At 69.8% G+C, this 18,582-nt stretch carries 17 protein-coding genes; 7 read left to right on the top strand and 10 right to left on the bottom strand.

Going from position 1 to position 18,582, the window contains the following annotated elements; genetic code table 11:
* Positions 1 to 36: 36 nt before the first annotated feature.
* Positions 37 to 231, bottom strand: a complete 195-nt coding sequence (locus JYK02_RS32040) for a class I lanthipeptide (protein WP_207056697.1) — start codon at positions 229 to 231, stop codon at positions 37 to 39.
* A gap of 99 nt (positions 232 to 330) precedes the next feature.
* Positions 331 to 1,815, bottom strand: coding sequence for an NAD(P)-binding domain-containing protein (locus JYK02_RS32045; protein ID WP_207056698.1), 1,485 nt, complete (start codon positions 1,813 to 1,815; stop codon positions 331 to 333).
* Between the two features lie 121 nt (positions 1,816 to 1,936).
* Here JYK02_RS32045 and JYK02_RS32050 point away from each other — a divergent pair, with 121 nt between their 5' ends.
* Together JYK02_RS32050 and JYK02_RS32055 are read left to right on the top strand one after the other, a co-directional pair.
* Complete coding sequence (locus JYK02_RS32050) at positions 1,937 to 3,172, top strand: hypothetical protein (RefSeq protein WP_207056699.1); 1,236 nt, start codon at positions 1,937 to 1,939, stop codon at positions 3,170 to 3,172.
* A 111-nt stretch (positions 3,173 to 3,283) separates the two neighbouring features.
* Positions 3,284 to 3,751 (top strand): hypothetical protein, encoded by a 468-nt coding sequence (locus JYK02_RS32055; RefSeq protein ID WP_207056700.1) that lies wholly within the window; start codon positions 3,284 to 3,286, stop codon positions 3,749 to 3,751.
* Positions 3,752 to 3,772: 21 nt separating this feature from the next.
* Here JYK02_RS32055 and JYK02_RS32060 read toward each other — a convergent pair whose 3' ends face one another.
* On the bottom strand, positions 3,773 to 4,198 hold the full coding sequence (locus JYK02_RS32060) for a hypothetical protein (protein ID WP_207056701.1): 426 nt from the start codon (positions 4,196 to 4,198) through the stop codon (positions 3,773 to 3,775).
* 261 nt (positions 4,199 to 4,459) lie between these two features.
* Between JYK02_RS32060 and JYK02_RS32065 the strand changes: the two genes are divergently transcribed.
* The 4 genes from JYK02_RS32065 (at position 4,460) to JYK02_RS32080 (ending at position 11,446) form a co-directional block, all read left to right on the top strand.
* Positions 4,460 to 6,307: a hypothetical protein gene (locus tag JYK02_RS32065; RefSeq protein WP_207056702.1), complete on the top strand. Its 1,848-nt coding sequence runs from the start codon at positions 4,460 to 4,462 to the stop codon at positions 6,305 to 6,307.
* Between the two features lies 1 nt (position 6,308).
* Positions 6,309 to 7,310 carry a hypothetical protein gene (locus JYK02_RS32070; protein ID WP_207056703.1) on the top strand — a complete coding sequence of 334 codons (1,002 nt, stop codon included), beginning with the start codon at positions 6,309 to 6,311 and terminating at the stop codon, positions 7,308 to 7,310.
* 8 nt (positions 7,311 to 7,318) lie between these two features.
* A complete protein-coding gene (locus JYK02_RS32075; protein WP_207056704.1) occupies positions 7,319 to 8,911 on the top strand; it encodes a DUF1501 domain-containing protein in 1,593 nt (530 codons plus the stop codon).
* 81 nt (positions 8,912 to 8,992) lie between these two features.
* A complete protein-coding gene (locus JYK02_RS32080) occupies positions 8,993 to 11,446 on the top strand; it encodes a fibronectin type III domain-containing protein (RefSeq protein ID WP_207056705.1) in 2,454 nt (817 codons plus the stop codon).
* A gap of 18 nt (positions 11,447 to 11,464) precedes the next feature.
* On the opposite strand, the gene JYK02_RS32085 is transcribed toward JYK02_RS32080, so the two are convergent.
* The gene (locus JYK02_RS32085; RefSeq protein ID WP_207056706.1) at positions 11,465 to 12,214 is read right to left on the bottom strand and encodes a metal-dependent hydrolase; all 750 of its coding nucleotides are present in this window, start codon (positions 12,212 to 12,214) and stop codon (positions 11,465 to 11,467) included.
* Between the two features lie 51 nt (positions 12,215 to 12,265).
* Positions 12,266 to 13,117 (bottom strand): helix-turn-helix domain-containing protein, encoded by an 852-nt coding sequence (locus tag JYK02_RS32090; RefSeq protein WP_207056707.1) that lies wholly within the window; start codon positions 13,115 to 13,117, stop codon positions 12,266 to 12,268.
* A gap of 275 nt (positions 13,118 to 13,392) precedes the next feature.
* On the opposite strand from JYK02_RS32090, the gene JYK02_RS32095 reads away from it, so the two are divergent.
* Positions 13,393 to 14,304: a hypothetical protein gene (locus JYK02_RS32095; RefSeq protein WP_207056708.1), complete on the top strand. Its 912-nt coding sequence runs from the start codon at positions 13,393 to 13,395 to the stop codon at positions 14,302 to 14,304.
* Between the two features lie 26 nt (positions 14,305 to 14,330).
* Here JYK02_RS32095 and JYK02_RS32100 read toward each other — a convergent pair whose 3' ends face one another.
* From JYK02_RS32100 to JYK02_RS32120, 5 genes are all read right to left on the bottom strand, one after another.
* The gene (locus JYK02_RS32100) at positions 14,331 to 15,077 is read right to left on the bottom strand and encodes an SGNH/GDSL hydrolase family protein (protein ID WP_207056709.1); all 747 of its coding nucleotides are present in this window, start codon (positions 15,075 to 15,077) and stop codon (positions 14,331 to 14,333) included.
* 125 nt (positions 15,078 to 15,202) lie between these two features.
* The gene (locus JYK02_RS32105; RefSeq protein ID WP_207056710.1) at positions 15,203 to 16,144 is read right to left on the bottom strand and encodes an alpha/beta hydrolase; all 942 of its coding nucleotides are present in this window, start codon (positions 16,142 to 16,144) and stop codon (positions 15,203 to 15,205) included.
* 38 nt (positions 16,145 to 16,182) lie between these two features.
* Complete coding sequence (locus JYK02_RS32110) at positions 16,183 to 16,782, bottom strand: TetR/AcrR family transcriptional regulator (RefSeq protein WP_207056711.1); 600 nt, start codon at positions 16,780 to 16,782, stop codon at positions 16,183 to 16,185.
* Between the two features lie 45 nt (positions 16,783 to 16,827).
* Positions 16,828 to 17,724, bottom strand: coding sequence for a monofunctional biosynthetic peptidoglycan transglycosylase (mtgA, locus tag JYK02_RS32115; protein WP_207056712.1), 897 nt, complete (start codon positions 17,722 to 17,724; stop codon positions 16,828 to 16,830).
* 70 nt (positions 17,725 to 17,794) lie between these two features.
* Complete coding sequence (locus JYK02_RS32120) at positions 17,795 to 18,568, bottom strand: DNA/RNA non-specific endonuclease (protein WP_207056713.1); 774 nt, start codon at positions 18,566 to 18,568, stop codon at positions 17,795 to 17,797.
* Positions 18,569 to 18,582: the final 14 nt, after the last annotated feature.

The following is an 18,582-nucleotide window of genomic DNA, read 5'->3' on the forward strand; positions in this document are numbered from 1 at the left end:
GCGGACCTCACCTCCGAGCGCACGGCGCGCAGCACATCAGTAGCAGCAGGTGAAGTACTCCTGCGTCTGGCAGGCCGCGTTCGTGTAGCAAACGGTGGCCTCCGTCGGGTCCGTGCCGTCGCAGTCGTAGACGGAGGGCGGGATGCCACCGGCAACCTGCTTCAGCTCGGTCTCGTTCAGCGCGCGGAGGGTGTCCTTCGACAGCGTCAGCTTCTTGGAGGGCTTCTTCATGTTTCGTTCCTCGGGGGTCAGGCCGTACGAAATTGCACGGTCGAAACGAAATACGAAGGCGTCCTGAATTTCTGGTCGTCGTCTGCTTTTGATCCCTTCTCAATGCGCCGCGTCCCGCGGGGGCAGCCACGTGAGCGCATTGCGCGTCCACAGCTTGCGGAAGAGGGCAACGAGCTTCGCGCGCTCCTCGCGGGTGTGCATCTCGTTGGCGTCCGCGATCTCCCCGATGCTCGCGGTGCCGTCCGCGAGCCCGAGCAGCTCCCGCTCCATGTCGCTGGCGCCGCGCCCGATGGGCAGCAGGAAGCGGGTCGGATCCACACCGGTGGCGCGCTCCAGACTCCGCGCGGTGGGGCTCTCCAGCAGGTGCGGGTGCACCCACGCGCGGCTCCAGGACCCCACCGCCAGCGGACGCAACGACTCCACGCGCTCGGGCGGCACGTCCGCGCGCAGCACCTGGAGGAGGGGCTCCAGGTTGAGCAGGGCCCGCGCCAGCGGCGGCGCCATGCCCGCGGGCACCGGCGCGCCCGCCATCGCGCGCACCGCGAACACGGCGGTGGCGATGGACACCATCACCCCCGCGTTGGAGGCGCCCACGTGCAGCGGCCCCCCGGCCAGACGCACGCGGCGGCGTCCCTCGAAGACGAGCGGCCACAGGTCCGGTCGCGACTCCACGGCCAGGCGCTCCTGATCCGCCGCGGTCCCCGCCGGGTGCGCCTGCTTCGCCTCCTCCAGGCTGACGGACCCGCTCAGCCTGCGCGCCTCCTCGTGCGTCAGCACCCGCGCGCGCGTGAGCAGCTCCAGCACGTGCGGGGACAGGCGCGCGCCGCACGCGGCCACCAGCACGTCGCACGGCAGGTGACGCGTCTCGCCGTCCTCCTGGTACGTGACGCCGTCGTGGATCACGTGCACCGCGCGGACGTTTGGCACCAGCCGCGAGCCCGTGGCCTCCATCAACCGCTCGAAGTGCGGCAGCCGGTGAAGGCCCCGCGCCTCGCCGCGCATCAGCAGCGTCACCGGCTGGCCCGCCATCATCAGCGTGCCGGCCTGCTCGAAGCCGGAGATGCCGCCGCCCAGCACCGCCACGCGCCGGCCGGCCACCTCCGCCGCGGAGCGCAGCCCCTCCCGCACCTCCACGCGCGAGCCGGGCTCCACCGCGTCCGGAGGCAGGGGCCGCCGCTCATACCAGGCGGTGACGAGCACCTGCTCGGCGCGCACTTCGCAAAGGCCCTCGGGCGTCTCCACCACCACCGTGACGCCGTCCGCGTCCGGGCGCAGGTCCACGCAGCGGTGGCGGCAGCGGATGTCCAGGCGCCCCAGCTGGATGACGCGTGCGTAGTAGTGCAGCACGTCCTCGCGCGAGCACTCCAACGCGTCGCGGCAGTCCAATGGCAGCCCTCCCACCTCCCAGTGCGAGGCGGGCGACAGGTAGACGAGGCCCTCGATGTGGGCCTGCAGCGAGGCCAGGGGGGTGGCGCCGGCCTCCAGGGCCAGGGCGGGGATGCCTCGCTCCCGGGCCTCGAAGAGGGCCGCCACCGCGGTGGGCCCGCCGCCAATGACACACAGCATCGTCGTCAGGTTCGTCATGCGCACGTCAACCTATACGCTCCGCGGATGCGCCAGTGGCACGGCCCCCTTGAAAAGAATCGAGCCAGGGTGGCCGCCTCGCTGCGTATGCGACGTGGACAACCGGTGAGCGGGGAATCGCATGCGCATCTTCCAGGACATGGGAAGGCTCCTCCAGGAGCGGTGGCTGAAAGCCCAGCACAGCGAGGAGGCCTTCCCCGACATCGCGGCCGAGGTGCTGCGCGAGCTGGCCCCGCATCAGGCGTTCCAGACGCTGGAGCCGCTGGAGTGGCTTTACGGGACGCGCGACTTCCCGAAGCAGCTCACCACGCGGCCGGGCTTTGGCCAGCCCGCGCTGACGGTGTTCTCCGACTCCCGCCTGCTCATCGACCTGTACTACTGGGTGGACGGCACCACCGACATCCACCAGCACGGCTTCTGTGGCGCCTTCCAGGTGCTCCAGGGCAGCAGCATCCACGGGCACTACCGCTGGCACGAGCGGAACAAGGTGAACAGCCGCGTCGCGTTCGGCGACATGGAGCTGTTGTCGGTGACGGGGCTCTTCAAGGGCGACATCCAGCGCATCCTTGGGGGAGACCGGTACATCCACTCCCTGTTCCACCTGGAGCGGCCATCGGTGACGTGCGTGGTGCGCACGCTGCACTCGCCGGAAGGGGGCTACCAGTACTCGTACAAGAAGCCCCACCTGGCCTACTACCCGGGCGTCGAGGACGCGCACACCAGCAAGGTGCTCCAGTCCCTGTCGCTGCTGGCGGAGCTGAAGCCCCCGGAGCGCACGCGGCTCATCTCCGGCCTCATCGAGCGCTCGGACATCCTGACGTGCTTCCTCGTCTTCGAGCGGCTGCTCCAGTTGCACAAGAAGCTGGAGGCGCTGGACCCGTACTGGGACGTGGCGGTGCGCGCGCATGGCGGGCTGGCGGAGGAGCTGCGCCCGGTGTTCAAGGAGTACATGCGCCAGGCGCTGCTCATCGACCGGCGGGGACAGGTGAAGGACCCGGAGCACCGCTACTTCCTCGCGCTGCTCTTGAACGTCGAGCGCGGCGAGCACATCCAGCAACTGGTGCGTCAGCGCTTCCCGGACCGGGACCCGGTGGAGCTGATCATGAAGTGGGTCACCGCGCTGACGCAGCCGGTGGAAGCCGGGGGCCGCGCGCGAGACTCACTGGGGGTGCCGCTGGACGAGTCCGCCCTCATCGTCTTCCGCGAGCTGCTCCACTCCCGTGGCCACGCGGAGGTGATGGCCCGCCTGAAGGAGTCCTTCGACGACGCGGAGGTGGAAGGCCAGTCGGACGACATCGCCGCGCTGGCGGCCTCCCTGCGCGAGTCCACGCTGTTCCAGCCCCTCTTCCGGCGCTGAGCGGGCCCGGGCGCGGCATTCGCGAAAAAGAATGCAAAAGAATTCCGAAGGGTCCTTCCCTGGGGAAACAGCGGTCCGCACCCGCGCGGCCCGTTTCCACCAGGAGCCTTCATGTTCCGCGTTCCGACCCTGTGCCTCTGCCTCCTTGCCTCGCTCGCCATCGCCGACGAGTCCTCCTCGAAGCCCGCCCGGCTCACGGTGGCCCAGAAGAACGGCTGGGCCACGTACGACGCGGAGCTGAAGAAGAAGGAGGACGCGGTCAACAAGGCCTGCGGGTCGTCGGTGAAGAGCAGCTACGACCGGTCCACCTACCCCGCCTTCGACCCGATGAAGGACCGGACCCAGAGCGCCTGCCAGATGGCCGTGGGCACCCTGGTGGAGGTCTGCGGCACCGCGGATGGCAAGGCGGCGGTGAAGGAGACCGTGAAGAAGACGGTCTGCCGCCTGTCGACGGAGGGCACCAAGGTCTCGCTCGATGGCAGCGTGATGACCATCTACATCGACCCGGAGAACACCTCCATCACGGGCAAGCAGCCCGGGAGCTACAGCTGGAAGAGCGCCTACGAAGAGGTGCTGTAGCCAGGGCCTCGGGCCGGGCCGCTACCGTCGCGCCTGGGTGCGAGCAATCATCGCGCCCACCGGGACACCGGCCTGCTCGAACCGGACCGCGGCGCGCTCCAGCGCCTCGGCCAGCGACGCGACCTCTTCATGTTGATCCGCGGCGGGCCGGACGAAGCTGGTGACGGCCCTCGCGAGCCTGGCGGTGGTCGAGTTGACCACCACGAAGAATCCCTTGCAGTACTCGCGAGCCAGGTCGGCGACCTCGGTCTGATGATCCGCCAGCATCATCCGCTGTGAATGTGTCAGCGGACGGGAGCGGGAGAAATCAATCACCAGGACATAGGGCTCGCGTCGCTTGATGAGCCGGGTCAGGCTTTGAAGGATGCTCGCCATCTCCTGGTCCGTCGTGGTGTCGCTGCGCTGGACGATGACCAGGGGCCAGAGTGATTCGTCGAGGATGTACATAGGGGAGATGCTTCAACCGGCGAGGACAGGGCCAAAGAGATGTAAGCCGGGAACGCGGAGCCGCGTCAGTGACCTCCGGTGAAACAAACAACACCCGGGTACTGGTGTGATCGAACGCCGGAAACGGTGTAGCGCGCGGACCTCAAGCTGTGGTGGACACTCCCCGCTCCGCCACGGCGCAGGAGCTTGGAAACCGCCTCCTGCACACTCCGAGCGTTAGCGTGAATGGCCCATGGCATATGGCTTGCCAACGGGCTGCGCATGCCTCATCGAAAGCTCCCTCCCCCAGGGCTGGCCACCGCGCGAGACGCGTGCGCGCTGCTGTGGCTCCTCCCCTTCCTTTTCTGCCTGGGCTGCTCCGGCAACATCGGGCCCGCGGGACACACTCCGAATGGCGGGGATGCCGGCTGCGTCGAGCCCCCGCCCGCGGATGGCTCCGACGCGGGCGTGCCGGCAGACGTGCTCATCCCCAGCCGCCTGCTGCGGCGCAGCGCGCTGGCGCTGAGAGGCGAGCCTCCGACGGATGAGGAGTACGCCGCGCTGGAGGCCGCCGGGAGCGAGGCGGCGCAGCGCGCCTACGTCTCCGCCTTCGTGGACCGGACGATCCAGGAGCCCACCTTCTACCGGACGCTGTTCGAGACGGCGCGCGACTGGTTCAACATCCCGCCCGTGGGGCCAACGGCGGATCCGCCGGAGTATGGCCTGCAGCAGCAGCGCTCCATCGTCCGGTGCCCCGAGGGCACGCCGAAGGCGGGAGCGTGGAAGTACTTCCGCGACGACAAGGATGCCTGTCAGGGCCTGAAGCCGGATGGCACGCCCGCGGAGGAGCGCTCCCTTGAAGCGTGGTGGGCCCCGGGCGCCACGACGAGGCTGGTGGGCTTCGCGGCGAGCGTGTCGCCCACGGGGCAGAGCTACGACGCGAGCGGATTCCCGGTGACGGTGAACTGCGCCACCGCGGGCCCCGTCGCGAACTGTGGCTGCGGGCCCGCCGCCGCGCGCTGCCACGCCGACACGGGGAGCTATCCGGGCTGGGAGGACTACGGGCTTCACAGTCCACAAGGGCAGCGGCGACTCGTCGCCGAGGAGCCCGCCCGACTGTTCGCGCACCTCGGCTGGCACGACCGGCCGATGACGGACCTCATCCTCGGCAACTACTCCGTGGGCCCCACGCGCCTGCAGGCCGCCTACGTCATGCAGGGCCTCGCCGGCGAGTTGACGTACCTGCTGGAGGACGACTCCTGGTGGAGACCGTCGCGCTTCGCCAGCGCACCGGTCGACCCCGACCACCGCCAGGGCGACCCCACGGCCTGGCGCGAGTACTCCGTGCCGGCCCGCAACCCCTTCTTCCTGGAGGAGCGGGACTACCGGTACGACCCGCGCACGCAGTCCACGGCCATGAAGGGCATCCCCGCCGCGGGCATGCTTACCAGCCTCGGCTTCCTCAGCGCCTACCCCCGTGAGCGCGTGCGCGGCGCGCGGGCGCTGGAGATGCTGGCCTGCGAGGAGCTCTCCCCGCCGCAGGGGCAGGAGTTCAACGAGTACAAGCGGGACCCGGGCACGGAGGGGACCTGCCAGCACTGCCACCGACGGTTGGACCCCGCGGCCATCCACTTCAAGCGCTTCGCGAAGGTGGGGCACGGCTTCGAGGGCCACGGCGCGACCTACCCGATGCCGGGTGTGGGCAAGGTGTGGCACTGGCCCGCGCGGTGGCGCACCGGCGAGTACCCCTATCACTCGGACCCGTTCAGCCACTGGAACCGCTGGTACATGCCGGACACGCTGCTGACCCCCGTCACGCAGGCCCAGGCCGACGCGAATCCGGAGGCCGTCTTCATCGACTTCCTCCCGGCGGAGCACACCCTGCTGGGCCAGACGAGTGACGGGACGGTGGGGCCGCTGGGTTTCGCCAAGCTCATCGTCGCCTCGGGCTCGTTCGACCGGTGTGTCGTGCGGCACCTGCACGCGCAGGTGATGGGGCGGGACATCGACCCGGCGAAGGAGGCGGGCTACCTGGAGGACCAGGTGGCGCGCTTCATCTCCGGAGGCCGCAAGGTCCGCCCTTACGTCAAGTCACTCACGCAGTCCGACCTCTTCCAGAGGGGGCGCTGACATGAACCGCTATGCATGGCTCCTCGTACTCCCCTGGATGGCCGCCTGTAGCTCGGAGGTGACGCCGTCCACATCCCGCTCCCAGACGCAGTCGGCGTGCGGCACGCCGGCGACCTCGGAGACCCTGCGCGTCATGGAGGGCCTCAAGCCGCACTGCGAGGGCTGCCATGCGCAGGGTGCGCGCGGCTACTTCGCCTCGGTGGAGGCCTTCCAGGGCCTGCTCGTCGCGGATGCGCGGCTGGTGAAGGCCGGCGACCCCGACGGAAGCGAGCTGCTGCGGCTGCTGGAGGGCCGGGGAACCGGCTCCTTCAAGCAGATGCCCATCGGCCAGAAGACCTACGGGCAGCTCGTCTCGGAGGGCACCGCGAAGCTCACCGTGGAGGCGGTGCGAGCCTGGATTCAAGGGCTCGGCACGCAGCAGCGCGATGCCCGGCCGGACCGCGACGCCCCGCGCATCACCCGCATGAGCGCGGACCAGATGCAGCGCGCGCTCTACCAGCAGCTCGGGCTGGGGTACGACGACTTCTTCGTCAATGCGAAGGAGTTCGGCTTCGACATGGCGGAGTCCCGGGGCGAGGAGTACCTCCCGCTCCAGTCGCCGGACGCCATCCCCGCTCCCCGGCAGTACATCAGCGGCGAGCGCTTCCATGGGCTGGGGGGAGGCTCGGTGATGAATCAGGTCTCCGCGGACCGGACCCCTTCGCCCACGCTGGCCCTGACGCTGACGCAGGTCTCCCAGCGCTGGTGCCGCAGGGCCCTGGCCCGGCAGGACAACACGGCGCTGTTCCCGAACGGCGCGGCGCGCACGGCGGACCCGGCCGACGTCAAGGCCACGCTGAAGCGCTGGTCGCTCCACTTCCTGGGAGAGCGCTTCACCGACGCGCAGGTGGACGAGCTGTACACGGACGTCTTCGTGCCGCTCGCGACGCCGACTGACACCGAGCCCGCCTACGTGGGGGCCTGCTCGTACTTCATCCGCCACCCCCACTGGATCTTCTACTGAGGCCCGCCATGAAGCTCTCTCGTCGCAATCTCTTTCAAGCGGCCTTCGGGGCCGCGCACGTCGGGCTGATGGCGCGGTATGGCCTGCCGTCGGCGATGGCGCAGTCGGCGTCGGGCCGGCCCACGAAGATGCTGGCCATCTGGCTGGTGGGCGGACTCCATTGGGAGTCCTTCTTCGCGCCGATGACCCGCGCGGGCATCCAGAAGTTCATCCCTCCCGCGCAGGGAGGCAACTACGCCTACGGGTACAACCCGGAGCAGGTGGAGCACCTGGACCGCTCTCCGGTGGACCTGATGTCCCCCGGGCCCGTGCGCAAGCTGCGCGTGCCCGTCTACTGGAACTGGGCCAATCCCTCGGACAGGAACGGGAACAACCCCGTCGTCGGCAACGCCCAGGTCTACCGCCCGGAGGGATACGTGTGGGCCAACCCGGCCTACAAGCTCTACGAGAAGGCGGTGCTGCTGGTGGGCGCGGACCAGGGGACGGCGGCGCACGCGAGCGGCCTCATCGCGAGCATGTCCGGTGTCGCCGGCTCCACCTTCCGGGCTCCGTCGGTGCAGGCCGTCGTGGCCAACGCGATGGCGTCACGCTTCCCGGACCGGCCCCTGCCCAATGTCGCCCTGGGTGGGCCGCTGCCGATGGCGCTCGGGCTGCCCGCGCTGGCGAACCCGACGCTGCTCTCCTCCAGTGCGAGCGTGGAGCCCACGCTCTCCGACCGGCGAGACGGCACGTGGCACGGCCTGCGCGCGCGCAAGGACGAGCCGGCCCTCGCCTTCGATGGCACGCCCATGTCCGGCGCGGTGCCCGCGACAGCGGTGGACTCGGCCCTGCTCAAGGCGGTGCGCCGCGAGCGAGGCACCTCCAGCGCCGGAACGGACGGGTACCTGGAGCAGCTCTACGACACGTACAAGGGCGCCAGTCGCACGATTCGCCGGGACATGCTGTCGGTGCTGGAGAAGACGCCCGCCTGGGAGAAGCTCAAGGCCGACCCCGCGTATCCCGAGGACTGGATGGCCTGCACCGGCTATGCGGATGCCTGCGGCACGATGCCGTCGATGGGGGACTATGCGTTCGCGCTCCAGTTGCTGAAGTCCGACCTGGTGTCGACCGTCAACCTGCGGGCAACAAGCATCGAGGGTTTCACCTTCGACTCCCACTTCGTCAACGGCCAGATCGTGCATGCGCAGTACCTGCGCATCGCCCTGGAGATGGTGGGGCGCATGTGCCTGGAGATGAGCCTGACGCCGAGCCGCTCGGATCCGTCGCGTTCGCTGCTGGATGAGACGCTCGTGTACGTCTACAGCGACTTCGGGCGGACGTTCCCCAAGGTGGGCAGCGACCACCACCCCGCGACGTGTGCCCTCCTGGTGGGAGGCGGCATCCAGGGGAACCAGATGATCGGCGGCTACGACGAGAGGATGGACGGCTCGCCCATGGGCATTCCGGTGAGGCTCGTCGAGGAGTCCGGGGACATCACGACGCGGACGCCGACCTCGCAGGACGTCGCGGCGACGGTGCTCCGCGCCTATGGGCTCGTGCCCGGAAAGGACTTCTTCATCCCGGGCGGCTACGGCGTCTTCGACGGCGTCGTGAGGAGCTGAGTCAGTACCGCGGTGCCCCCCCAACAGGACTGGACACAGATGCCCTCCCCCTCGCTCGTTCGAAGCCTTGTCCTCGGTGTGTTGATTCTGGGCTCCGCCGGCTGTTCCGGCGGTTCCACTTCGTCCAATGACGGCGGAGTCGTCGCGGAATCTGATGCGGGAACCGACGCCGGTGTCGATGCAGGTGCCGACGCCGGTGCCAGCGCCTGCGCTCCGAGGCCCGCGCCGCCCGCCGCGCCCACGCAGCTCGTCGCGGCGAGCGTCTCCCCCTTCGAAGTCTCCCTGACGTGGGCGCCGTCGACGACCGGCTCGGTCAAGCGCTACCGCGTGTTGCTGGGGGCGGGGCAGGTCGGACAGGTCGAGCGGCCGGCCTTCGCCCACCGCCCGGTCGTCCCGGGCGAGACGTACACGTACACCGTCACGGCGCTCACCGACGAAGGGGGAGAGAGTCCTCCGTCCAATCCGGTGACGGTGACGATTCCGAACCCACCCCCCGATGCGCTCTCCGCGTTGGAGCCGGGGCACTGGTACGCGTTCCCGAATTCGAACCTGCGGGCCGCGGCCCTCTCCCCCGAGCTGCATCCGTGGCTCGGCTGGGGCGAGGGCATCAGCGGAATCATGAACGACTGGTCGAGTGGTGCCCTCGACACCCAACGCGACCGGCTCTACATCACCGGCGGCGGGCACAACGGTTACTTCGGCAACGAAGTCTACGGCTTCGATCTGCGGACGGGCGCGTGGGTCCGCCTGACCGACCCGGATCCGGTGAGCCCCGGAGCGGAGTGTCCCGACCGGGCGCTGGGCGTCAATTGCGCCATCCACACCTACGATGGGCTCGAGTACCTGCCTCCGCCCTTCGACCGGTTCCTCGCCATTGGCTGGGATGGCTGGCCTCAGACAGCGCTCAACCTCGACACCCGGCGCTGGGAGAACCACCCCGAGCTGCCACAGCTCGGGACGCGCACCGGCGCCAACTCCGCCTACGACCCCAACACCCGCGTCCTCTGGTACCACTCCGGCGCGGAGGCGGTGTCGGTCTGGGATCCCGCCACCGGCAGGTGGACCATCCGCGGCGAGCCGGATCAGCTCGGCTATTACAAGAACGCGGTCGTCGATCCCCGGCGCAAGCTGTACGTCGAGGTCGGTCAGGGCTCCACCGACACCTGGACCATCGACGCGCTGGGGAAGTTCGTTCCGAAGCGCACGCGGCTGGTGACCACGGGCGCGCGGGAGATTGAAGCGGTGGGAAATCCCGGCGTCGACTACGACCCGGTGACCGATCAGCTCGTGGCATGGAGCGGCGGCGGGGACATCTACACGCTGAACCTCGACACCCGCGTCTGGACGAAGCGTGCGGCGCTGGGCACGGTGGTGCCCGGACCGGCCAACCTGAACGGGACGTTCGGGCGGTTCCGCTACGTGCCGAGCCTGAATGTCTTCGTGGTGGTCAATACCGTCGACACCCAGGTCTTCGTCTACCGGCTCGATCCGCGACCTGCGCGCCTGTTGCGGCGCATCGACGTGACGGCGCCTGACGCGAAGGTCGAGGTGAACTCGACCGGCAAGCTGGGGGTGACGGCGGTGTTCCAGAACGGGACCTCGGTCGTCCCCACCTCGGGAATCACGTTCAGCTCGCTCGACCCGGAGGTAGCGACCCTGGATGAGGACGGCACCTTCCGGGCCATCAACCCGGGCCGGGCCCGGCTTCAGGCCAGCTACACCGACCCCCTCACCCGGCGCGGGCTGGTGGGCGCCCGGGTCATCGAAGTGGTGCCGATGACGGGCGACGTCGTGCTCGATGCGTTGACGATTCAGCCCTCGTCGACGCTCACGGTGGCTCGCGGCGGGACGGCGGGCCTCACGGCCGTCGGCGCCTACCACCGCGGCGCCGACCTCTTCACCCGCGACGTCACCTGCGAGGCCACCTGGAGCTCCGACGGCGCGTCGATCGCCACGGTGGCCGACGGCACGGTCAGGGGAGTGTCGGAGGGAACGACGACGCTCCACGCGAAGGTCGGGACGGTGGATGCCCAGGCGACTCTCGAGGTCATCCCGCGAGCGACCCAGGAGCTGATCGCGCTGAACTTCCAGCCTCCTGGCCCGCCGATGGTGACGGGCTGGGCGGTGGCCGACGACTCCGCCTTCAACGCGACCCGCGGCTGGGGCTGGCAGGACGCGGCCGGCCTCCAGACCCGAGGCGACCGCAAGGGCACCCAGGATGCGCGTCTCGCCAGCTTCGTGCTGACGACGCAGACCGGAGCCAGGTTCCGGCTCCAGGTTCCCGATGGCCGCTACCACGTGGCGGCGTCCGTGGGAGACAACAACTTCGGCGCGGGGCTCGCGAGCGTGGAGCTCGCGGGCTCGGGCATCGTCTACGGCGTCGGCACGGGGAACACAGCGGGGGGCAGCATCGTCGAAGCCACTGGCGGCAAGGGCCTCGTCTTCGACGTCGTGGGGCCCATCAACTGGCTCGCGGTGATGCGGGTCAACGGCATGGACTTCAACGAGGTGCTCGCCGCGGCGAAGACCTGGTAATCGCGCCATCGGGGCCGCTCAGAGTGAGGCGGCAATCCCGGGGGTGAGCCAACGCACGCGCGGGTCGCTTCCCAGGACCTCGCGCGCCTGGGCCTCGGTCGCCAGCGGCTCGAAGGTGCCGAAGTGCATGGGCACGATGACGGAGGGGCGGAAGTACTTGCGCACCGCGAGCGCCGCGGTCCTGGGGTCCATGCCGTAGCGGCCGCCGCCCACGTTGAGGAGGACGATGTCCGGGTGCAGCAGCTCCTGCACCAGCGCCATGTCGCCGAACAACCAGGTGTCACCCGTGTGGTAGAGCGAGCGCCCCCCGGGAAGCACCAGGACGTAGCCCAGGGGCCGCCCGTCGGGCTCGCACGAGTGCATGGCCGGCACCGCGTGGATCGTGACGTCGCCGATGCGCGTGGAGCCGCCGACGTTCACCGTGTGTTGCTGGGCCTCCGGCACCTTGAGCCAGCGCAGCGTCTCCCCCGTTCCGACGACGGGCGCCCCGCTCAGGCGCGCCAGGGTATGCACGTCCTGCGCGTGATCGCCGTGCGAGTGCGTGAGCAGGATGGCCGCTGGCGGCGTGCGAGCGAGGCGCGTCAGGTCCTTCCAGGCCTCGGGTGCACGCGGGTTCTCCTTCAGCCAGGGGTCGATGAGCAGGCGCGTGCCTCCGGGCGAGACGACCTCGAAGCCGGCGTGGCCGAGCCAGGTGACGCGGAACTCCTGGGGCGGCGGGTTCGGCGCGGCGCCGAACAGCGCCGCCATGAGGGACAGGGAGAGGAGCATGGTGCGGGGCCTCGCATGGCTCCGGCGGCGGGACCGACCCGACGGCGGGCTTCAGCGGCGAGAATGTGTCGCCCGCTCCGCGCCCTTCTTGGGCGAAGTTGACGTGCCGCGCACGGCGCGCGCGTAGGCCCCCGGGCTCGTGCCGACGATGCGCACGAAGTGCCGGTGCAACTGGCTCTGATCATAGAGCCCCACCTCCAGGGCCGCGCGTGCGGCGGGGACGCCCCGGGCGAGCAGCTCGCGCGCCCGCGAAACACGCAGGTGCGTGAGGTAGGCATGGGGCGTCAGTCCCAGCTCCTGACGGAAGGTGCGCAGCAGGTGGAAGCGGCCCAGGCCCGAAGCCACCGCGAGCGCCTCCAGGCTGACGCCTTCCACGACCGAAGCGTGCAGCAGGTCGCGCGCACGCAGCGCCGCGCGGCGTGCCCGGGGGACGGACTCCGCTGACGCGCGAGCGCTCAACAGCGCCGCGAGCATCTCCGCGAGCAGGCCTTGCAGCATGAGCGCGTCACTGCCTGGATCCCGCAGCGCCGCGTGCAGGGCCAGCGCCTCGGCGTGCCCGATGCCGCCGAAGAGCGCGGGCATGCGGGGCGGTGCGCGCAGCCCCAGCTCGCGTGCGGCGCCCTCCACCACCGGCGCCTCCAGGGTCATCGACTGGGCGGTCACTGGCGAATGCACACGCAGGTCGCGGTGCACCTCTCCCGGCTCCTTCAGCTTCAACACGCCCTCGGACTGCGTCCACGTCCGCCCGCGGTACCAGAAGTCGAAGGCGCCCGCGTAGACCACCGTGACGCCGTAGCGCGTGGAGACGCCGGACCACAGCCGCGTGTCACCCGCGACGCGGACCCCTTCCACGCCCGCGAGCCGCGAGGGCAGCACCACCAGGCCAGGAGCGTCGCGCCGCATCGTGACGCCAGTATGGAGCAAGTCCGGGCAACGCTCTGCCCGCAAATCCTCTCATGCGCTCCCTGGCACTAGAGGATTCTCGCTGCGAGCGCTCAGCATTCCTGCATCACTGCCGGACTCGCCGACTCATTCTATTTGAGTGGTCCGGCCCTGCGCATGGAATGAAATTGAACATGAACAGGACAGCCACTCAGACAGCCCCGCGGCACGGTCTCTCTGTCTGGATCAACACAAACCACAGCCCCACCCCACTCATGACCCAATCAAAACTCCTGATGGCGGCAGTCCTGGCGGTGTCCCTCTTCGCGGCGAGGCCCGCCTCGGCGCAGGTGCATATCAACACCATCACGGCACCCAACACCATCACGGATCCCCTCGCCCCCTTCACAATCACCTACACCCTCTTTGGAAGTTCATACATGGCCTCGGCCAATGTGAGCTTCTATCTTGCCACCACTTCGACGCAGTCCAGCGGACGTGTGCTGTTGGCCAGTTCCCAGATCTACCTTGGCTCTGGTAGCGGGCTTCATTACCCGCCGTCTGGACCGCAGACGCGCCAGTTCTACCCCGCCTCCTTCCAGGCCGCCGCGCGGTCCCAGTTCAATGCCATCATGGCGGCTTGCCAACCGCAGACCTGGTACATCCAGGCTGAAGTGGACTACACCAACACCCGCGGTGATGACACCCTGATTGGCACCTACAAACAGCCGGACTTCTATTTCACGGCCGGGACGCTGAGCCCTTCGACGATTCAACCGGGAGGCACCACCAGCTTCTCTTTTGATCTCTACACCCGGTGCCCGGCCGCATCCCCGTCGACGGTCGGCGTCTTCCTGGCGGATGCCAACCAGCAACCGCTGAGCTACATCGGCGGGATTTCCATCGGTGCTGGCGCGGGAACCTTCTCCCTGCCTCCCACGTCCATCACATTCTCGCCCTCCATTCCACCCGGTCCCTACAGCCTCGTGCTGATCGCGGATGTGAATGAAGGCATCGCGGAAAGCAATGAGGACAACAACGGGGGGGCTTTCGCCCTCGACATCGTTCCGTATGCAATGGCGGCCTTCGACAGGGATGAGAGTCCGCTGACGCTGGAGGTCCCCATTCCCACCGAAGCCGCTTCGATGCGGAATGCCCCCGGGGGCAACCTGGCGGACAACTACGTCCAGAAGTCCTGGGCAGACTGATTGAGCTGTGTGTCTTACCGGCGGGTTCAGCGCGGCGCGGGCGGCAGCCAGCCCGCGCCGCGCATCGCTTCAAGCGTTACATCGGCCAGTTGCTGATAGCCGGCGGGGCTCGGGTGGAAGCCGTCGGAGGAAAGCCACTCGGCGTGCCCGGCCAGCGAGCGTGAGGCGGGCAGCAGGTCCACCACCAGGACGCGAGGGCCGAAGGCGCGGGCCGTGGAGCTGATGGCTGCGTTCCACGCCTTGACCTGCTCGCGCAGCCTCACGCGCATCTCGGGTGAGGCACGCGGGCCGGCCAGGGTCGCCAGGTCCGGGACGTTGAGCAGCACCACCCGGGCCTCTGTCTCCTTCATCAGCCGCTCAAGCGTGGCCTGGAGGGATTTCTGGTAGCCAGGCAGTGGCACGGGACGCAGGGCGTCGTTCACCGACAGCCACATCGTCACGAGCGTGGGCTTGAACGCGATGGCGCGGGGCACCTCGACGTCCACCGCCTCCGAGAGCGTGATGCCGCTGCGGGCAAAGCGGTCATAGGCCGTGTTCCCGGGCAGCGCGGCGCGCAGGCGCGCGGTCCAGTTCTCGCTCGCGGGTGAACGGCTTCCGACGCCCACGGTGTCGGACGCACCCAGCGCGGCGTAGCGGATGGGCATGCCCAGGGGCTCGGAAGCGCGTGGCGCCTCCGTGGAGGTGGGCGGTTCTGGCGAGGGCTGGGCTTCGGCCAGCGAGGCCGTGCCTGGCCCGAACAGCGCGGCCAGGGGCAGCAGGAGGAGTTTGCGCATGGATGAGAGAGCGGGCCCTTTCGCGGAATGCGTCGGGGAGGAATGGGTAGCCGCGGCTCGAGGCCCGCGCAGCCACCGTGCATGCGCGGACGGTGGCCCGGACGTTCGTCTCGCGAGCAGGCGGCTCAGCGCCCGTGCACCCTGTGTGGCGTCGTCCCTCGCGCGGAGGCCATCGACGCCAGCAGCTCCGGCCCGGGCCAGGCGTTGCCCGGCCGTCCTTCCGCGAGGAAGTCCACCGCGGGCGACAGCACCTGCGGCGCGTAGAGGATGCGGAAGTGCCCCAGCCCTTCCGTTCGCGTGAGCTTCGCGCCCGGCCACGCGCGCGCCACCGCTTCGCCTGCTTCCAGCGGCACCTCACGGTCCCCCACGTCGTGGAAGATGCGCAGCGGCACGTCCAGCCGTGACACGAAGGCAGGCAGCGCGAGGTCCGCCAGCCGCATGTCGAAGCGTGCCTCGATTCGCGCCGCCATCCGCCGCCAGGTGTCCTCCGACAGGCCCACCGTGTCCGCGAAGTCCTGGATGCCCGCCAGCGGATCCGCGGGCGGGGAGATGAAGACCGCGCGCTCCACCTTCATCCCGTCCCTCAGCGCCACCGCCGTGGCCGCCGCGCCGAACGAGTGCGCCACCACCGCGTAGGGCCCGCCCGTCGCCTCGCCCACCGCCGCCACCATTCCCGCCAGCTCCGGCAGCGAGCTGGTGCGCCCGGAGGACGCCCCATGCCCCGGCGCGTCGTACGTCACCACTGAGAGCCCCGCGTCCACCAGCGGCTGCACGAAGGCCGTGAGCTGCCCGCCGTAGCCGCTCCACCCGTGCACCAGCAGGACCCGGGGGCCCTCGCCCCAGCTCCACACCGCCACGTCCTCGCCCTCCAGCTTCAACATCCGGGGCTGACCGCGCGCCAGCACCGCCTCCGCCGTCCGCGAGCGCCGCGGCCGCTGGGGCGTCAGGAACAGCCGCTCCGCCCACGCCGCCGCCAGCCCGGGGGACACCGCTCCCAGACTCCGCGCCGCCGCCCGCACACCCCACAGCGCCATCTTCGTCCGAACGTTCGTGCTATTTTCTACCATGATGAGGTCCTCCTCGAAGGACACGGCAACGACAAAGGTCAGGAAGTGGGGGCGCGAGCGGCGGTGACGAGCGCTTCGAAGGCCCGGTGGGCTCGCGCCTCGGCCTGGGGGTCGCGCATCAACCGCTTCGCGTGGTGGAAGCCCAGCATCACCGCGTACTGGTCATGGGCGAACTGCTCCACGTCCAGCTCCTTGCGGAAGTGCCCTTCCGCCACGGCGATGCGGGCGGCCTGGGCCAGGCAGTCCAGCCAGTCCCGCTGGCTCTGCACCAGCGTGTCCCGCGCGGGCCCGGGCGCGTCGTCCAGCTCCGCCGCGGCCGCCACGAAGATGCAGCCGCCCTCGAGCACCTTGTCCCGGTCCCACGTGAGCCAGCCGTCGAAGAGCGCCCGCACCCGGGGCTCACCGCGGGCCTTGCTCAGCGCCGGGCGGACGACGCGCTCGGTGAAGACGGCGGTGGCCGCCTCCAGGACCTGCACCTGGAGCTCCGTCTTGGACTTGAAGTGCGCGAACAGGCCGCTCTTGGAGAGGCTCAGCTCCTCGGCCAGCCCGCCGATGCTCAGCCCCTGCAGCCCCACCCGGCTGGCCAGCCGGACGGCCGTCTCCAAGATGGTCTGATGGGTGAGCTCGCCCTTGCGCATGACCCTTTCATAGAACGGTCGTGCTTTTTATGCAACCGGGAGGCGTCAGCTCCCCGCGCTTGCGTCCGCCACGTAGCCGGGCTCGGACGGTGCGTCGAAGAAGCGGGAGAGCTCGGCCTGGGCCTCGCGGGCCTGCGCCGCGCTGATGCGGCCTTCGCGCTCCAGCCTCCCGACGATGACACCCGCACGGTTGCGCAGGGATTCGGGGCGCTGGGCCGGCAGCCAGCGGCGCGGTGCGGGCAGCATCCCCGCGAGCATCGCTCCCTGCGCCACGGTGAGCGACCGCGCAGGGACGCCGAAGTGCTCGCGCGCCGCGGCTTCAATGCCGTAGACGCCCTCCCCCCACTCCACGACGTTCAGGTACAGCGCGAGGATGCGCTGCTTGGACAGGTGCGTCTCCAGCTGGCGGGCGATCAGCAGCTCCTTCCCCTTGCGCAGCAGGCTGCGGTCCGTGGAGAGGTAGAGGTTCTTCGCCAGCTGCTGCGTGAGGGTGGAGGCGCCGCGGCCCAGGCGCGCCTCGCGCACCGACTGCTCGAAGGCGTTCTCCACCTCGGTCCAGTCCACGCCCTCGTGCCGGTAGAAGCGCGCGTCCTCGGAGATCAGCACGGCGTCCACGGCGTGCGGCGCTACCGCGTTGAGCGAGACCCAGGCCTGGCGCGCGCGGGGCTTCTTGCCGGCGTCCAGCGCCTCCTCGGCGCGCTGATCCATGAGCGCGGTGGTGCGAGGGTTCTGCGTCCGCAGGGAGCCCACGTCGGGCAGCCGCGCGAACTCCACCCCGAGCCAGAGGGCGAGCAGCAGCCACCCGCCGAGCGCCCAGCGGCGACCCCAGCCCGAGCTCGAGTTGGAGCGCTTCGCCACGACGCGTCGGGAGCCCGTGGTGAGCTGCTTCGTCTTCTGCGTCCGGACGGTGGAGGTGCGCGTGGGGGGCGGACGGGATGCCATCGACACACACATCTGCCCCGGGATGTAGCGGCTGTCCAGAAGACGGCCGGACGGCACCTGGCGGCCGTCGTCAGTTGCACCCCTGGCTCGACAGCCAGTTCACGCCACGGGTCCGCTCGGTCGTCCCGTTCGCCCCGCCGCCGTCCACGTTCGAGAAGGACATGGACACGGAGCTGCCCGTGGACTGGTTGGTGATCTGCATCGTCAGGGTGTTGGGGATGAGCGTGGTGGAGTTCGGGTAGTTCGTCCCGATGGAGTAGCGCAACCGGCCGATCGGCAGGCTCCCACACTTGGCCATCTTGTTTTCGAGCTGCAGCCAGTTGCCCCGGTTGAAGTTGGCATCCTGGGGCACGAGGTTCGCGCGCCCTCCCCAGCCCCCGAGCTGCGAGCCGATGAGGTGTCCTCCGTCGTAGTCGTTGCTGGGGTTCTCCGCGTCACCCCACTGGCCCACGTTCGTCTGACAGGAGTCGATGCGCGGCGCGGCGGTGATGCGCGGCAGGTCCTTGTACGCCCGGTTCGGACGGCCCACGCTGTCGATGTAGTAGTACTCGCCGTCGAAGCTGTGCCATGTGCTCCGGTCCGTCGACGGGAAGAACTTCGGGCAGTCACTGATCAGCTCCGCGGTGACGTCCCCGTGCGCGACGTACCCGACGCCGTAGGGTGTCAGCGCCTCCCGGATCTCCGCCTCCGTGTGGCTCTGGAAGAAGTCCATCAGGCCGTCCGGACCTCCGAAGTCCTGCTCGAGCTGCCAGGCGACGTCTTCTCCGCCCAGGTCCGTGACGCCGCAGCCGCCGAGCAACAGACCCAACACCACCGCGACCGAGAGCTTGTTCAGGGTGCGCATTCTTCCGGCTCCTT

Source organism: Corallococcus macrosporus (assembly GCF_017302985.1).
In the GTDB taxonomy this organism is placed as follows: domain Bacteria; phylum Myxococcota; class Myxococcia; order Myxococcales; family Myxococcaceae; genus Corallococcus; species Corallococcus macrosporus_A.

Coding starts and splice junctions, on each gene's coding strand:
- JYK02_RS32040 (WP_207056697.1), bottom strand. CDS start 231: ATGAAGAAGCCCTCCAAGAAGCTGACGCTGTCGAAGGACACCCTCCGC.
- JYK02_RS32045 (WP_207056698.1), bottom strand. CDS start 1,815: ATGACGAACCTGACGACGATGCTGTGTGTCATTGGCGGCGGGCCCACC.
- JYK02_RS32050 (WP_207056699.1), top strand. CDS start 1,937: ATGCGCATCTTCCAGGACATGGGAAGGCTCCTCCAGGAGCGGTGGCTG.
- JYK02_RS32055 (WP_207056700.1), top strand. CDS start 3,284: ATGTTCCGCGTTCCGACCCTGTGCCTCTGCCTCCTTGCCTCGCTCGCC.
- JYK02_RS32060 (WP_207056701.1), bottom strand. CDS start 4,198: ATGTACATCCTCGACGAATCACTCTGGCCCCTGGTCATCGTCCAGCGC.
- JYK02_RS32065 (WP_207056702.1), top strand. CDS start 4,460: ATGCCTCATCGAAAGCTCCCTCCCCCAGGGCTGGCCACCGCGCGAGAC.
- JYK02_RS32070 (WP_207056703.1), top strand. CDS start 6,309: ATGAACCGCTATGCATGGCTCCTCGTACTCCCCTGGATGGCCGCCTGT.
- JYK02_RS32075 (WP_207056704.1), top strand. CDS start 7,319: ATGAAGCTCTCTCGTCGCAATCTCTTTCAAGCGGCCTTCGGGGCCGCG.
- JYK02_RS32085 (WP_207056706.1), bottom strand. CDS start 12,214: ATGCTCCTCTCCCTGTCCCTCATGGCGGCGCTGTTCGGCGCCGCGCCG.
- JYK02_RS32090 (WP_207056707.1), bottom strand. CDS start 13,117: ATGCGGCGCGACGCTCCTGGCCTGGTGGTGCTGCCCTCGCGGCTCGCG.
- JYK02_RS32095 (WP_207056708.1), top strand. CDS start 13,393: ATGGCGGCAGTCCTGGCGGTGTCCCTCTTCGCGGCGAGGCCCGCCTCG.
- JYK02_RS32100 (WP_207056709.1), bottom strand. CDS start 15,077: ATGCGCAAACTCCTCCTGCTGCCCCTGGCCGCGCTGTTCGGGCCAGGC.
- JYK02_RS32105 (WP_207056710.1), bottom strand. CDS start 16,144: ATGGTAGAAAATAGCACGAACGTTCGGACGAAGATGGCGCTGTGGGGT.
- JYK02_RS32110 (WP_207056711.1), bottom strand. CDS start 16,782: ATGCGCAAGGGCGAGCTCACCCATCAGACCATCTTGGAGACGGCCGTC.
- mtgA (WP_207056712.1), bottom strand. CDS start 17,724: ATGGCATCCCGTCCGCCCCCCACGCGCACCTCCACCGTCCGGACGCAG.
- JYK02_RS32120 (WP_207056713.1), bottom strand. CDS start 18,568: ATGCGCACCCTGAACAAGCTCTCGGTCGCGGTGGTGTTGGGTCTGTTG.